The organism is Brevundimonas aurantiaca (genome assembly GCF_904830995.1).
GTDB lineage: Bacteria > Pseudomonadota > Alphaproteobacteria > Caulobacterales > Caulobacteraceae > Brevundimonas > Brevundimonas aurantiaca.
On sequence record NZ_CAJGVD010000001.1, the window covers coordinates 1,405,982 to 1,420,178 of the forward strand.

Below are 14,197 nucleotides of genomic sequence, written 5' to 3' on the forward strand. Positions count from 1 at the left end.
GCGATGCCTTACGTGTTGGGAAATCAACCTTATCGGGAATCGCCATGCCACAAATGTCGAGGCTGGACTGGGATCTCACAAACGCTCGCATTAAAACGGTAGCCTCACAGCACCAGCTGAAAACTCCTTCTGTGGGTTTATTGTGGCTAGCTTTACAGCAGTACTTCCCCAGCCAAGATACTGCGTTTCAAGAACTCATCACTGATGGACCAGACGATCGAGGCGTTGATGCGATTCATCTTGTTGGTAACGATGATGCCGTTACCGTATACATATTTCAGTGTAAAATTCGGGAATCGATCGAAGGCACTAGCAAAACAATCAACGTTGACGATGTACTTAAGAGCACAAACTTTATATCACAGCTGATAAACAAGTCAGATGACTTAAGGAAATGCGGCAATCTGAGACTTAGAGAAGGCATAGAGCGAATTTGGAATCTGCATGAAGCAGGCACATATTGCTCTTATGAACTTGTCTTCGTCTCCAATGACTCAGGCATAGGAGACGCAGCAAAAGCGAACCTTGCTAGCTTTGCGGCCGAGCACCCACAAGTGAAATATGGACAGTACGCTGCATCAGACCTGATAAGAGATCTGAGTAGAACGCGGAAGGACGCGGAGGACGGTCAGCTTCAGGCGATATCTAAGGAGATATTTGAGAGATCTGACGGCGACATTAGGGGTCTTGTGGCAAGCGTTGATGCACGATCCCTGATTGCACTTATCACAGAGGCTGATGGCGGCACAGTCAAGCGGCATATTTTTGATGATAATCTTAGAGTATACCTAGGATCAAACTCCGGCTATAACTCTCATATAGTTGAAACCGCAACATCACAGACTGACAGCCATCTATTTTGGTACCTCAACAACGGCATCACTATAACCTGCAAGGATTACTCATACAACAAGGGGCATCCAAACCCGGTAATTACGATAAAAGACTTTCAGATTGTGAATGGTGCTCAGACTTCACATTCACTCGTGGAGTCCTCGAAAATAGGCGGCGATTCATTAGAGCAGGTTGTAGTTGCCGTAAAGATTTATGCGACCGGACGACCTGATATTGCCGAACGCGTGGCCGTTGCGACCAACAGCCAAGCTCGTATTCAAGGACGAGATCTGCGCGCCAACCACCCGATAATGAAGAAGTTCGAGAAATTATTCGCAGATCGCGATATGTATTTCGAGCGAAAGAGAAACATGTACGCCGATAAACCAGATCATCAAAGAATAGATGCTCTGAAACTTGGCCAGATCATAATGTCATATTACCTTCGCGAGCCAGATAGCGCAAGAACATCATCTGATTCAATATTTGATTCTCGATTCCATCATATATTTAATGATAGAATAGATATTGAAGATTTGTTGAAGGTAGCAAAATTCTATAATCGTATAGAAACGATGAGAGATGAAGTGAGCGCAAAGTTTGGCGATCACATAGAAAGCAGCGGCGATCTTCAGTATCTTATTTTTGGCCATTGGTACATCTTGTTTGCTGCAGGCCTGTTACTTGCTAGAGATAGCGCGCCATTTCCCGCCGTCCAGGACGAGGAGAAGCTTTTGATAGATGCAATTTCGATTGTTGCTCGTGCTTGTGATCAAACTAAACAAGTTGCGCATTATCAGATGTTCAGAAGCCCCCGTACTAAAGAGAAAATCGCAGCAGAAATAAGCGGCAAACAGCTCGAGCTGTTTGTAAATTGAACCGATGTTCGCCCAACATCCCCGCGCGGCGGCGCTGCTAAAGGACCGAGGACACGGTTTAATTGGGCGCGGCTGATCTCCTAGCCGCGCGGGTCAGGCCCTGGGCCTTCATCGCCGTTCTGATCCCTTCTCCCCTTGCGGGAGAAGGAAGGGTGATTAGCGCCCTGGTAAAGACCGTCGCCGTCATACTAACCTCAGGTTGGCGGGGAGACTGGGTTGGTCGATCAGGGCAAGTATGGCCGCAACTGGGATGATGAGGAGTTGGACCTCATCGTCGCCGACTATTTCGCCATGCTCGACGACGCCGTCTCTGGTCGTCCGCTGGTCAAGGCCCGCCACGCCAAGGCCTTGTCACAGCGGATCGGCCGAACCGTCGGCTCGGTCGGTCAGAAATACGGAAACATCTCCGCCGTCCTGACCGAACTGGGCATGCCCAAGCTGAATGGTTTCGGTAGTCGGCCGAACTACCAAGAGGCCATCTTCTCCGCACTGGAACGCCATCTCGACCAGCACCCAGCCGCTTGGGACATCGGGATGCCATTGCGCGACTCCCTGCGGGCCCAAGCGACCGAACAGCCGACGTATGGAAGCGGGGTGTCAGAGCCCTCGACCGTGTTTGAGCCGGCGCCACTGCTGATGACCGCGGCCCCTCCCCTTGGCGCGGAGAGGCCCCGGCGACCCGCGGGCCTGTCGCGACTGGTTCGGAAGTTCGATCCGGCGGCTCGCGATCAGCGGAACCGGCAGCTTGGCTTGTTAGGCGAAGAGCGCATCTTCCATCACGAACGCGCCCAGTTGATCGCCCATGACCGGGCGGATCTAGCGACGAAGGTCGAATGGACGTCGCAGGAGCGCGGAGACGGGGCCGGGTACGACATCCGCAGCTTCGATCCGACGAATGGTCGTGAGCGACTGATCGAGGTGAAGGCCACGCGCGGCGGCCCATCGACGGACTTCTTCCTCACGCGAACGGAGTGCGAGGCAGCGGAGGAGCGGCCTGACGCATGGCGGCTTTACCGCGTGCATAGCTTGCCCGTCCGGCCGGAATTTTTCGTCCTCGCGCCGCCGCTGGAAAGCGCGGTGGTGCTGACGCCGGAGGCGTGGCGGGCGTCCTTCTGACCCCTCATCCGACCTCGCTGCGCTCGGCCACCTTCTCCCGCAGGGGGAGAAGGAAGAGGTTGCAATCTTTGCGAGTGTTGCGCACAATCTTTATATGAACGACTGGCTGCAATCCCGCGCCAAACAGATGCGCCGCGAGCCCGTCCATTATGAGCGGCGGCTGTGGGGATTGTTGCGGGATCGGCGGCTGGCGGGGCTGAAGTTTCGGCGGCAGATGGTGATCGGGCGGTATATCGTCGACTTCGTCTGTCTGAGGCATCGGCTGATCGTCGAGGCGGACGGGCCGCAGCATGACGACCGGATCGAGGACGCCGAGCGCGACGCCTGGCTGCGCGAACAGGGGTTCCGGGTGCTGCGGTTTCCGAATGGGATGATCGGGAACCAGCGGCAAGAAGTGCTGTCGGCCATTGTGGCGGCGACGGAGGAAGGCCTGACGCGCGATTAAACCTTCCTTCTCCCCTTGCGGGAGAAGGTGGGCGAGCGAAGCGAGGTCGGATGAGGGGTTTCACCGGTTCTGACGGTTCAGGCTGAACGACCCTTCATCCGGCCCTGGGCCACCTTCTCCCGCAAGGGGAGAAGGAAGGACGTGTTGCGTCCGGGTTTGGCGTAACGGCGATTTAGGCCGTGGAGGCATGAGCCAGGGCATTCACCGCAAGATCCGATCCGACGCCGTCTGGGCCGAGGTGCGCAAGGCGTGGGAGGCTGGGGAGACGGCGCGGTCGGTGGCGCGGCGGTATGATGTGGGGGTGCACGCCCTGTGGAAGCGGCGCGAGGCGGAGGGCTGGGCGCGGCCCGAGCCGAAGGCGGGGCCGGTGGAGCCGGCCGAGGGCTGGGTCGCCTATGTGCAGACGCGCCGCGACGCCTTCGAGGCTCGCCTGGCGGATGCGCGGGCGCTGGCCGAATGTCTGGTCGAGGCGATGAAGGACGAGCGGCTGACGCGGGCGCCGCACTGGCATATTCCGTGGCTGTATCGCTGGCGCGCCGACCATCTGGGCCCCGAGGCGGCGGCGCGGGACCGGGAACGGGCGGTGGAGATGGGGTATGTCTGGGCCGAGGCGTTCTGGGACGAGGACGGGGCGCTGAGGCCGCTTTACCGACTGGATGCAGAGATGGCGCGTCTGCACCCGCAGGAGTGGCGCCGGGCGGTGGGCGTGCCGGAGGGTGGAGGTGGGACTCCTTCTTCCCTTGCGGGAGAAGGTGGACGACCCTCGGGCTTGTCCCGAGGGGAGGTCGGATGAGGGGTTGCACCAGCCCTGACGGTCCACGCCGAACCGACCCCTCATCCGGCCCTGCGGGCTACCTTCTCCCGCAAGGGGAGAAGGAAGAAGTTGAGCGCGGCGGTCTCCATTTCGGCGGCCAAGCCATCCCCTGATCGTTCGTCATCCTCCGGCAAGCCGCGCCGGCCGCCGCGCCCCGGTCGCCACCTGACCATGGATGGCCGATAACCTGACCGAGTCCATGCACGAAGAGGCGGCTCGCTTGCGCGACGAGATCAAGCGTATGAAGAAGATGGACCTGGAGTTCGCCCAGGACATGATGAGCAGCTGAGCCCCTGCGGCGATCGAGACCTGACCCATGATACGTCTTTATGTGACCGGCGACCTGTCGCCCGGCGCCGCCGTCGCCCCGACCCTGGACCAGTCGCGCTACCTGACCCAGGTCATGCGGCTGAAGGCGGGCGACGAACTGCTGGTCTTCAACGGCCGCGACGGGGAATGGCGCGCCGCGATCGCCGAGGTGCTGAAGAAGGGCGTCATCCTGCGCGCCGAGGCCCAGACCCGACCCCAGACGCTCGGCCCGGATCTGGAGCTGATCGTCGCCGTGGTGAAGAAGGCCCGGGTCGAGACCATCGTCGAAAAGGCCGCGGAACTGGGCGCCCGCCGGGTGCGGCTGGTGCTGACGAAACGCACCAATGCGGACCGCATCCGTCTGGACCGGCTGGACGCCATCGCCGAGGAGGCCGCCGAACAGACCGGCCGCCTGGACGTCCCCCGCATCGACGATCCGATCAAGCTGGACGCCGTCTTGACCGATTGGGAGGCCGGGCGGCGGCTGATGTTCTGCGACGAAACCGGCGGGGCGCCGGCGATTTCGGCCCTGACGGCGGCCGTTCAGGGATTCCAGGATCAAAAATGGTCCATTCTGATCGGCCCCGAAGGCGGCTTTTCGCCCGAGGAGGGCGAACGGCTCCGCGCCCTGCCCTTCACCACCGCCGTTTCGCTCGGCCCGCGCATCCTGCGCGCCGACACCGCCGCCATCGCCGCCATGAGCCTGTGGCAGGCGGCGGTCGGCGACTGGGACCGCTGAGAGACGCCGTTCCCCCTCATTCCTCCCCCATTCCTCCCCCTTGGGGGAGGGGGACCGCCGCGCCCTTGGCGGGGTGGAGGGCGCGACGCCGCAGCGCCCCTCCGTCTCTCAGCTGCGCTCCGAGCCACCCCCCCAGAGGGGGAGGATTTTTGACGTTGCGATCCGTTCCGGAATACGCGCCGCCCCCTTGAGCCTTGCCTCAACCTCGCCCATCTAGCCGCGACAGACGGTCGCTGATGCGCCGAGAGGATCTGACGCATGACCGACAACGCGCCGCTGAGCCGGACCGCCCTGATCGAGGCCATGTCCAAGGGGATCAAGCCCAAGGACCAGTGGCGCATCGGCGCCGAGCACGAAAAGTTCGGCTTCGACAAGACCACCCTGGCCCGCCCCGCCTATGACGGCCCGAACGGCATCAAGGCCATGCTGGAGGGGCTGCAGCGCTTCGGCTGGACGCCGGTCGAGGAGAACGGTTTTCTGATCGGGCTGGAGCGCAAGAACGACGAGGGCTTCGTCGCCTCGGTCAGCCTGGAGCCCGGCGGACAGTTCGAACTGTCGGGCGCGCCGCTCCTGACCATCCACGACATCTGCAACGAGACCGGCCAGCATCTGATGGAGGTCAAACAGGTGGCCGACCAGCTGGGCGTCGGCTTCCTGGGCGCCGGCTTCGACCCTTTGTGGACCCGCGAGCAGACGCCGGTCATGCCCAAGGGCCGCTATGACATCATGCGCGCCTACATGCCCAAGGTGGGGTCGCTGGGCCTGGACATGATGCTGCGCACCTGCACCATCCAGGCCAATCTGGACTTCGATTCCGAAGCCGACATGGTGCTGAAGTTCCGCACCTCCCTGGCGCTTCAGCCGATCGCCACCGCCCTGTTCGCCAACAGCCCCTTCACCGAAGGCCGGCCCAACGGCTTCCTGTCGGCCCGCGCCAATGTCTGGACGGACACCGACCCGGATCGAACCGGCATGCTGGGCTTCGTCTTCGAAGACGGCTTCGGCTTCGAGCGCTACGCCGACTATGCGCTGGACACCCCGATGTATTTCGCCAAGCGCGACGGTCGATACGTCGACGCCTCGGGCCAGTCGTTCCGTGATTTCCAGGCCGGGAAACTGCCCGCCCTGCCCGGCGACTATCCGACCATCAAGGACTGGAACGACCATCTGACCACCCTCTTCCCCGAGGTGCGGCTGAAGGCCTATCTTGAGATGCGCGGCGCCGACGGCGGCCCGTGGAGCCGGATCTGCGCCCTGCCCGCCCTGTGGGCCGGCGTCCTGTACGACGCGCCGTCGCTGGCGGCCGCCTGGGACCTGGTCAAAGACTGGGACATCGCCGACCACGAGCGCCTGCGCCGCGACGTGACCCGCCTGGGCCTCAAGGCCGAAGTTGCGGGCCGCAGCGTGCGCGACATCGCCGTGGACCTGGTCAATATCGCCAAACAGGGTCTGAAGAACCGGGCGCGCTTCTCGGGCGGCATGGTGGACGAGCGCGGCTATCTGTCCGAACTGGAAGACATCGCCGACAGCGGGATCACCCCGGCCGAGCGGCTGCTGGACCTGTACCACGGCCCCTGGGGCGGCGATGTGAAGCGGATTTACGCCGATTTCGCCTACTGATGAAAAGGCGTCCTTAACCCGCAAGCTGTACGGCGTGTCCCATACGGGTAAGCCGAACAATGACCAGCCGCTCGATCGCAGACTCGCTCACGCCTGCCGCGCCCTTTGACGCCCCTCGCAGGGCGCCGGAGCTGGATCTCGACACCTTCTTCGACGTCTCGCTGGATCTGCTGGTGGTGCGCGACATCAACGGGCCCGTGCTCAAGGCCAGCGCCTCCTGGTTCACCGTGCTCGGCTATCGTCCCGAGGCGTTGGTGGGCCGCCTCCTGCCCAGCCTGATCCATCCCGACGACCAGGAGGCGACGCGCGAGGCCATGGCCGAGGTCGTCAGCCGTCGGCCGGGCGATCCCGTCCTGGGCCAGATCAACCGGTATCGCCACCGGGACGGCCGCTACGTCACCCTGGAATGGCGCGCCCAGCGGCTGGGGAACCGGATCTTCGGCGTCGCGCGCGACGTCACCGAGAAGGTCGCGGCTGAGCGCGCCCTGATGGAGGCCAAGGCCGCAGCGGAAGCCGCCAACCAGGCCAAATCCGACTTCCTGGCCAATATGAGCCATGAAATCCGCACGCCGCTGAACGGCGTCATCGGAATCGTCGACGCCCTGTCGAAGACCGACCTCAGCCCAGAACAGGCCGAGATGGTCGCCTTGATCGCGAGTTCGGGCGTAACGCTGGAGCGCCTGGTCTCGGACATTCTGGACGTATCCAAGATCGAGGCCGGCCAGTTGAACCTGGAGACCCGCCCCTTCGACCTGGACGAGGCGCTGGAGGCCAGCCTGGACGTGGCGCGGCTGCGGGCCGAGGCCAAGGGCCTGACCCTGGAGGTGCGGCGCGACGCCGACGCCCGCGGCGTCTTCGTCGGCGACAGTCTGCGAATCCGCCAGATCCTGGACAATCTCCTGTCCAATGCGGTCAAGTTCACCCAGCACGGCGGCGTCCAAGTCGACGTCCGGGTGTGCGAAGACTCCGACGGCCTGACCGTGCTGAGCCTGACGGTGCAGGATACCGGGGTGGGCTTTTCCTGCGACCAGGGCGCGCGCCTGTTCGAGCGGTTCACTCAGGCCGACAGCACCGTCACCCGTCGCTTCGGCGGGACTGGCCTCGGTCTGTCGATCTGCCACGCCCTGACGGAGATGATGGGCGGCCGCATCAGAGCCGCCTCGACCCCGGGCGTCGGCAGCCGGTTCATGGTCGAGATTCCGCTGCCGCGCGTCAGCAGCCTGGGCGACTACGATGTCCGGACGCGCGGCCGGACGACCCAGATCGCCGCGCCCCTGCCCGCGCTCCGCGTGCTTCTGGCCGAAGATCACCCCGTCAACCAGCGGGTCGTCCAGTTGATCCTGGGCGCGCACGACATGCAGATCGTCACGGTCGACAACGGGCTCCAGGCCCTTGAGGCCTTCCAGAGCCAGGACTTCGACCTGGTGCTGATGGACATGCAGATGCCGGAAATGGACGGCCTGACGGCGACACGCGCCATTCGCCGGGCGGAGGCGAGCCGCCATAGGCGCACCCCCGTCATCATGCTCAGCGCCAACGCCATGGACGACCACCGCCGTCAGGCCCTGGCGGCCGGCGCCGATCTGCACGTCTCCAAGCCCGTCACCGCCGCCGCCCTGCTGGGCGGCATTCAAGCCCTGATGGCCGCCCCTGCGACCGCCTCTGACGTGCGAGCGGGGTAAGGCCCCGTCCTGAGGGACAAATCGGACACATCGGACAGTTCGGACACCCTTTTTCGGCCGATCGTCCCTTTGGGGGGTGAGAATTGACAAAGTTTGCCAAAGGTCCATCCTCTGCCGCGATAGGGAAGGATCGCCCATGGCCACGATGAACATCTCCCTGCCCGACCCGATGAAGGCCTGGGTCGAGGAACAGGCCCAATCGGGCCGCTACGCCAACGCCTCCGACGTCATCCGCGACCTTATCCGCCGAGAGCAGGTCAAAGCCGAAAAAATCGCGCACTGGCAAAGATTGATCGATGAAGGCCGGGCCAGCGGCATCAGCGACCGCACACCTCGGCAGGTGATCGACGAATTGCGCGCCAAACTTCGCAATACGGCTTGAGCCGTGGGGCGCTTGCGGCTCACCGAAGACGCGGATCATGATCTCGCGAACATTTACATCCAAGGTGTGCAGACGTTCGGCATGGCGCAAGCCGACCGATATATCGACGACCTTCTGCAAGCGCTGGACCGAATCCAGGACTTCCCGAACATCGCCCGACTGCGTGAGACCATCACGCCGGCCGTTAGGGCGTATGTCTTCAGGTCTCATGTGATCTTGTATGATTTGGAGGATGACGACGGCGTCGTCGTCATTCGCATCCGTCACGCACATGAGGACTGGATGAATCTGGTTCAGGAGATAGACGATCCATGATGACCCACCCCATCCACATCGGCATAGGCGGCTGGACCTATGAGCCCTGGCGCGGGGTCTTCTATCCAGAGGGCCTGGTTCAAAAGCGCGAGCTGGAATACGCCGCCTCGAAACTGACCTCGATCGAGATCAACGGCACCTATTATTCGACCTTCAAACCCGACAGCTGGAAGAAGTGGCGCGACGAGACGCCGGACGGCTTCGTCTTCTCGGTCAAGGCCAGCCGCTACTGCACCAATCGCAAGGTCCTGTCCGAAGGCGGCGAGAGCTTCGACCGATTCCTGTCCCAGGGCCTGACCGAACTGGGCGACAGGCTGGGGCCGATCAACTGGCAGTTCATGGGGACCAAGAAGTTCGATCCAGAGGACTTCGAGGGTTTCTTGAAGCTGCTGCCGCCCGAGAAGGACGGGGTCCGCCTGCGCCACGCCATGGAGGTCCGCAACCCGACCTTCGCCATCGAACAGTTCTATGACCTGGCCCGCAAATACGGCGTCGCCATCGTCTACGCCGTCGATGACGAAGAGCCGACCTGGCCCCAGATCGACGAGGCGACCGCCGACTTCTCCTATGCCCGGCTGATGTCCAGCCGCCAGGACGAACCCACCGGCATGACCGCCAACGAACTGTCCGCCGTCGCCGACCAGGTCCGCGCCTGGGCCGAGCGCGGCGAGGTCTTCGCCTATTTCATCTCGGGGGCCAAGGCGCGCAATCCGGCGGCGGCCATGGCTCTGATCGCCCAGCTCAAATAGGGCCGGCCTTGCGGGCGGCGCCTGCGGTGCGCATCTGTCAGCCACGCCCTAAAGCCTGAAGGACTCCCCATGCCGATCGCCACCCGCGCCTTCGCCGCGACCGCCGCCGACAAGCCCCTGGTCCCTTACAGCTTCGAGCGGCGCGATCCCGGCCCGGACGATGTGCTGATCGACATCAAATACTGCGGCATCTGCCATTCGGACCTGCACATGGCCCGCAGCGAGACCGGACCCGCCTCCTATCCCCTGGTGCCGGGCCACGAGATCGCCGGCGTGGTCAAGGCCGTCGGCTCCAACGTCGTCCGGTTCAAGGAAGGCGACCGCGTCGGCGTCGGCTGCATGGTCGACAGCTGCCGCGAATGTTCATCCTGCCGCGAGGGGCTTGAGCAATATTGCGTGCCCGGCTTCACCGGCACCTATGGGGCCAAGGACAGGAAGGGCGGCACGGCCGAGACCATCACCCAGGGCGGCTATTCCGACCATATCACGGTCGATCAGCACTTCGTCGTCACCATTCCCGACAGCCTGCCGCTGGACGTCGCCGCCCCCCTGCTGTGCGCCGGGGTGACGACCTATTCGCCGCTGAAGGAATGGAAGGTCGGACCGGGCTCCAAGGTGGCGGTCATCGGCCTGGGCGGACTGGGCCATATGGCGGTCAAGCTGGCCGCCGCCATGGGCGCCGAGGTCACCGTCCTGTCCACCTCCGACCGCAAGAAGGCCGATGCGGAGCGGATGGGCGCCGAACATTTCCTGATCAGCAGCGACAAGGCGGCGATGAAGGCGGCGGCCGAAAGCTTCGACCTCATCATCAACACCGTCTCGGCGACCCACGAGATCGCCGCCCACACCCAGCTTCTGGCCCGCGACGGGACCATGGTCATGCTGGGGCTGACCACCGAGGGCCTGCCGGTGTTCGCCGTGCCCCTGCTGTGGCGTCGGCGGCGGATCGCCGGCTCTCTGATCGGCGGCATGGCCGAGACCCAGGAGATGCTGAACTTCTGCGCCGAACACGGCATCGCCTGCGACATCGAGACCATCGCCCCGGACCAGATCAATGACGCCTATGAGCGGATGCTGAAGTCCGACGTCCGCTATCGGTTCGTCATCGACATGGCGAAGATGGCGGCCTGACGCGCCTGAACAGGCGTAAAGGCGCCGCAGGGGAAATCGGCCTTTGATCCGCAACCCCTGCGCGGCTACACCTTGAGCGACAGTCCGCAGCAGACGGACGCGAGGAAACAAGGACGGACGGATGGCGCGCGTAGCATTGGTGACCGGCGGAACCCGGGGCATAGGCAAGGCGATCGTTCAACGCCTCAGCGAGGACGGCATAAGGGTGGCCGCCGGCTATTCCGGCAATGACGAGGCGGCCCAGGCCACCGCCCGCGCCCTGGGCGTCATGGTGGTCAAGGGCAATGTCGGCAGTTTCGAGGACTGCGCCCGCGCCGTCAGCGAGGTCGAGGCCGAACTGGGTCCGATCGACATCCTGGTCAACAATGCCGGCATTACCCGCGACGGCTTCTTCCACAAGATGAGCCACGACCAGTGGTCCGACGTGATCCGGGTGAATATGGACAGCGTCTTCAACATGACGCGCCAGGTCATCAACGGCATGCGCGACCGGGGCCACGGCCGGATCGTCAACATCTCCTCGATCAACGGTCAGAAAGGTCAGATCGGCCAGACCAACTATTCCGCCGCCAAGGCCGGAATGATCGGCTTCACCAAGGCCCTGGCGCTGGAAAACGCCAGGAAGGGCGTGACCGTCAACTGCATCGCCCCCGGCTATATCGACACCGAAATGGTCGGCGCCATGGACCCCAAGGTTCTGGAATCGATCGTGTCGCAGATTCCCGTCGGCCGCCTGGGCAAGGGCGAGGAGATCGCCGACATGGTCTCCTGGCTGGTGGGCGAGCGTGCTGGATATGTCACAGGCTGCACCCTGTCGCTGAACGGCGGCCAATACCTGGTCGGGTGAACGGGCTTCGCCCAAAATCCGCCGCGTGACGGTTTCATCCATAGTCTCATGATGTTGACGGGATCGGCCTGGGCGAAAAAATCGCCGCGCGGGACTGCGACGGCGCTTGCCGCCGTCGTCGCCCTTGGCCTGTCCGTCGCCGCCCCGGCCGTCCTGCCGGCCGACTGCCACGCCCAGTCGCGCCGCAACCTGCCCCCGTCGGCCCGCTACGTCTCCGGCACGGGTCAAGCCTTCGTGCTGGATGTGACGGGCGCCCGGCCCCTGATGCGGTTCGAGCAGTCGACCGAGATCTGGGTGCTGCGTCCGACCGCCGCGCCGCGCGGCGACATCATCTATCGCAACGACAACGGCGATCAGATCCTGCGGGTCACGCCCGACGGCGGCATGACCCTCTACACCACCGCCGCGCCGCAAGGATCGCCGGTGTCGCGCAACGGCGAGGCCGCGCCCCTTCTGGCGCCGGGCCTGACCGCCGTTCAGCTGTGGAACTACATCGTCCGCCAGAGCGACCGCGCCAGCCGGGCTCTGGGGCGCCTGGTCGTGGTCGATGTCGATATCCAGCCGGGGTCCGAGGCGGTGGCCGCCGACGCCCTGTCCACCGCCGTGGACGCCATCGTCCGCATGGCCCGCTCGCCCAATCTACGGTCCGAAGCCAACCGCATCCGGCGGATCGAAATCGTCGATCAGGGCCGCACCAGCCAGACGGCCTTCAGCCGCGGCACCCTGCGGATCGTGATCGAGCCGCGCGCCGGCGTCGCGGGCCGCCCGTCCTCGGCGCGGATCGTGCGCCTGGTGGCGGACGACGTCCTCAGCCGCTGAAGCCGTCCTTGGCCGCCCGACGCGCGGCGAACTGCTCTGCGTCACCCGCCCGCAGGAAGGGGTTGAACCGCAGTTCCGTCTCGAGGGTCGTGGGCACGGTCGCCTCGCCCCGCGCCCGCGCCTCAAAGATCGCCTCGGCGTGGGCGGCCGTCTCGGGCCGGGGGTCCAGGCTCAGGGTGAAGCGCGCATTGGCGGCCGTATATTCATGGGCGCACAAGATCACCGTCTCCGGCGGCCAGGCCGCCAGGGTCTGAAGGCTGGCCCACATCTGTTCGGGCGTCCCCTCGAACAGGCGGCCGCAACCCAGGGCGAACAGGGTGTCGCCGACGAAGGCCGCCCCCGCCTCCACCGACCGATAGACGACGTGGCCCAGGGTGTGGCCCGGCGTACCCGTGACCTCAAACCGGGTCTCGCCCACCGCGACCGTGTCCCCATCGCCGACGACGCGGTCCAGCGGGGCCACGCGCGCGACCTCCTGCGGCCCCACGATCTCGCACCCCGTCTCGGCCTTCAGCCTCTCGTTGCCCTCGGTATGGTCGGGGTGCCAGTGGGTGTTCAGGATCAGGTCCAGCCGCCCCCAGCCCAGGCCGTCCAGCTCTTGCAGGATGCGCGCCGCGTCCGGCGTATCGACCGCCGCGACGGTTCCCGTCGCCCGATCGCGGATCAGAAAGCCGTAGTTGTCGCTGCGGCACGGGAACAGATGAACGTCCAGGGTCATGGCGACGTTCTAGCAGGACGGACCCCGGCGGCCTATGGTGGCGACATGCGGCGCAGCATCGACGAGCTTCGAACCTTCTACGGCGAGCCGACCGGCGCCCTGGCCCGTCGGCTGCTGGCCCGTCGGCTGGAGGACGCCTGGGGCGAGGCGGCGGGCTGCGACGTCCTGGGCCTGGGCTACGCCACCCCCTGGCTGGACGCCTTCGTCGGGGCGCGACGGGTCGTGGCGGCCATGCCCGGCGGCCAGGGGGTCGAACACTGGCCCAGCGTCGGCCGCAACCGCAGCCTGCTGGTCGATGACCGCCGCCTGCCTTTCGCGGCCGGCGCCTTTGACCGCATCCTGCTGGTCCACGCCCTCGAGGAGGCCGACGACCCGACGGCCCTGCTGCTGGAGGCGGTGCGCGCCCTGGCCCCGACCGGCCGCATCATCCTGGCCGCCGCCGCACGGGGCGGGCTCTGGTCCCGCGCTGAAAACACCCCCTTCGGCCACGGCCGGCCGTTCACGCGGGGCCAGCTGGAACGGCTGGTGCGCGAGGCGGGGCTGGAGCCGACGGCCTGGTCCCAGACCCTCTATGTCCCACCCTGGTCGCCCCTTCTGCCCCTGGCCGACGGTTTCGAACAGGTCGGCCGTCGGATCGCGCCGGGCGCGGCCGGTCTGATCCTGCTGGAGGCGTCGCGTCAGGCCTACGCCCGCATCCGCCCCAGCGGCAAGGCCCAGCGCGTCCCGGCCAAGGCGGCGCTTGCGCCTCAGCCTGCCGCCTCCGTCTCGCACGACGGGCCGCTCGGCTGATCGCTTCTGA

The 14,197-nt window shown here is 64.7% G+C and carries 14 protein-coding genes and 1 pseudogene; 14 read left to right on the forward strand and 1 reads right to left on the reverse strand.

Translation table 11 applies throughout. The features are described 5' to 3' along the window. The first annotated feature begins 44 nt into the window (after positions 1 to 44). The 13 genes and pseudogenes from JMT67_RS07015 to JMT67_RS07075 all read left to right on the forward strand — a co-directional run bounded on the left by JMT67_RS07015 (position 45) and on the right by JMT67_RS07075 (position 12,680). Positions 45 to 1,712 (forward strand): AIPR family protein, encoded by a 1,668-nt coding sequence (locus JMT67_RS07015; protein WP_201463068.1) that lies wholly within the window; start codon positions 45 to 47, stop codon positions 1,710 to 1,712. A gap of 216 nt (positions 1,713 to 1,928) precedes the next feature. Continuing rightward, a complete protein-coding gene (locus tag JMT67_RS07020) occupies positions 1,929 to 2,828 on the forward strand; it encodes a DUF3883 domain-containing protein (RefSeq protein ID WP_201463069.1) in 900 nt (299 codons plus the stop codon). Positions 2,829 to 2,979: 151 nt separating this feature from the next. Further along, positions 2,980 to 3,196 (forward strand): annotated as a pseudogene (locus JMT67_RS16515) (DUF559 domain-containing protein); the annotation flags it as partial. 264 nt (positions 3,197 to 3,460) lie between these two features. Beyond that, complete coding sequence (locus JMT67_RS07030) at positions 3,461 to 4,066, forward strand: hypothetical protein (protein ID WP_201463071.1); 606 nt, start codon at positions 3,461 to 3,463, stop codon at positions 4,064 to 4,066. A gap of 337 nt (positions 4,067 to 4,403) precedes the next feature. Continuing rightward, a complete protein-coding gene (locus tag JMT67_RS07035) occupies positions 4,404 to 5,135 on the forward strand; it encodes a 16S rRNA (uracil(1498)-N(3))-methyltransferase (RefSeq protein WP_201463072.1) in 732 nt (243 codons plus the stop codon). Between the two features lie 258 nt (positions 5,136 to 5,393). Beyond that, positions 5,394 to 6,755, forward strand: coding sequence for a glutamate--cysteine ligase (locus JMT67_RS07040; protein ID WP_054766569.1), 1,362 nt, complete (start codon positions 5,394 to 5,396; stop codon positions 6,753 to 6,755). A 59-nt stretch (positions 6,756 to 6,814) separates the two neighbouring features. Continuing rightward, positions 6,815 to 8,437, forward strand: coding sequence for an ATP-binding protein (locus JMT67_RS07045; protein ID WP_201463073.1), 1,623 nt, complete (start codon positions 6,815 to 6,817; stop codon positions 8,435 to 8,437). Between the two features lie 136 nt (positions 8,438 to 8,573). Continuing rightward, the gene (locus JMT67_RS07050; protein WP_201463074.1) at positions 8,574 to 8,819 is read left to right on the forward strand and encodes a type II toxin-antitoxin system ParD family antitoxin; all 246 of its coding nucleotides are present in this window, start codon (positions 8,574 to 8,576) and stop codon (positions 8,817 to 8,819) included. Between the two features lie 12 nt (positions 8,820 to 8,831). After that, on the forward strand, positions 8,832 to 9,134 hold the full coding sequence (locus JMT67_RS07055) for a type II toxin-antitoxin system RelE/ParE family toxin (protein WP_201463075.1): 303 nt from the start codon (positions 8,832 to 8,834) through the stop codon (positions 9,132 to 9,134). Beyond that, a complete protein-coding gene (locus JMT67_RS07060) occupies positions 9,134 to 9,883 on the forward strand; it encodes a DUF72 domain-containing protein (protein WP_201463996.1) in 750 nt (249 codons plus the stop codon). Before JMT67_RS07055 ends, JMT67_RS07060 begins: the two co-directional genes overlap by 1 nt. Before the next feature lie 69 nt (positions 9,884 to 9,952). After that, positions 9,953 to 11,014: an NAD(P)-dependent alcohol dehydrogenase gene (locus tag JMT67_RS07065; protein ID WP_233455826.1), complete on the forward strand. Its 1,062-nt coding sequence runs from the start codon at positions 9,953 to 9,955 to the stop codon at positions 11,012 to 11,014. Between the two features lie 121 nt (positions 11,015 to 11,135). Next, positions 11,136 to 11,861 (forward strand): acetoacetyl-CoA reductase, encoded by a 726-nt coding sequence (gene phbB / locus JMT67_RS07070; RefSeq protein WP_054766575.1) that lies wholly within the window; start codon positions 11,136 to 11,138, stop codon positions 11,859 to 11,861. A 48-nt stretch (positions 11,862 to 11,909) separates the two neighbouring features. Continuing rightward, positions 11,910 to 12,680 (forward strand): DUF4908 domain-containing protein, encoded by a 771-nt coding sequence (locus tag JMT67_RS07075; protein ID WP_054766576.1) that lies wholly within the window; start codon positions 11,910 to 11,912, stop codon positions 12,678 to 12,680. On the opposite strand, the gene gloB is transcribed toward JMT67_RS07075, so the two are convergent. Then, positions 12,670 to 13,398, reverse strand: coding sequence for a hydroxyacylglutathione hydrolase (gene gloB, locus JMT67_RS07080; RefSeq protein WP_201463076.1), 729 nt, complete (start codon positions 13,396 to 13,398; stop codon positions 12,670 to 12,672). The genes JMT67_RS07075 and gloB overlap by 11 nt on opposite strands. Positions 13,399 to 13,443: 45 nt before the next feature. Here gloB and JMT67_RS07085 point away from each other — a divergent pair, with 45 nt between their 5' ends. Further along, positions 13,444 to 14,187, forward strand: coding sequence for a class I SAM-dependent methyltransferase (locus JMT67_RS07085; protein WP_201463077.1), 744 nt, complete (start codon positions 13,444 to 13,446; stop codon positions 14,185 to 14,187). The last annotated feature ends 10 nt before the right edge of the window (positions 14,188 to 14,197 follow it).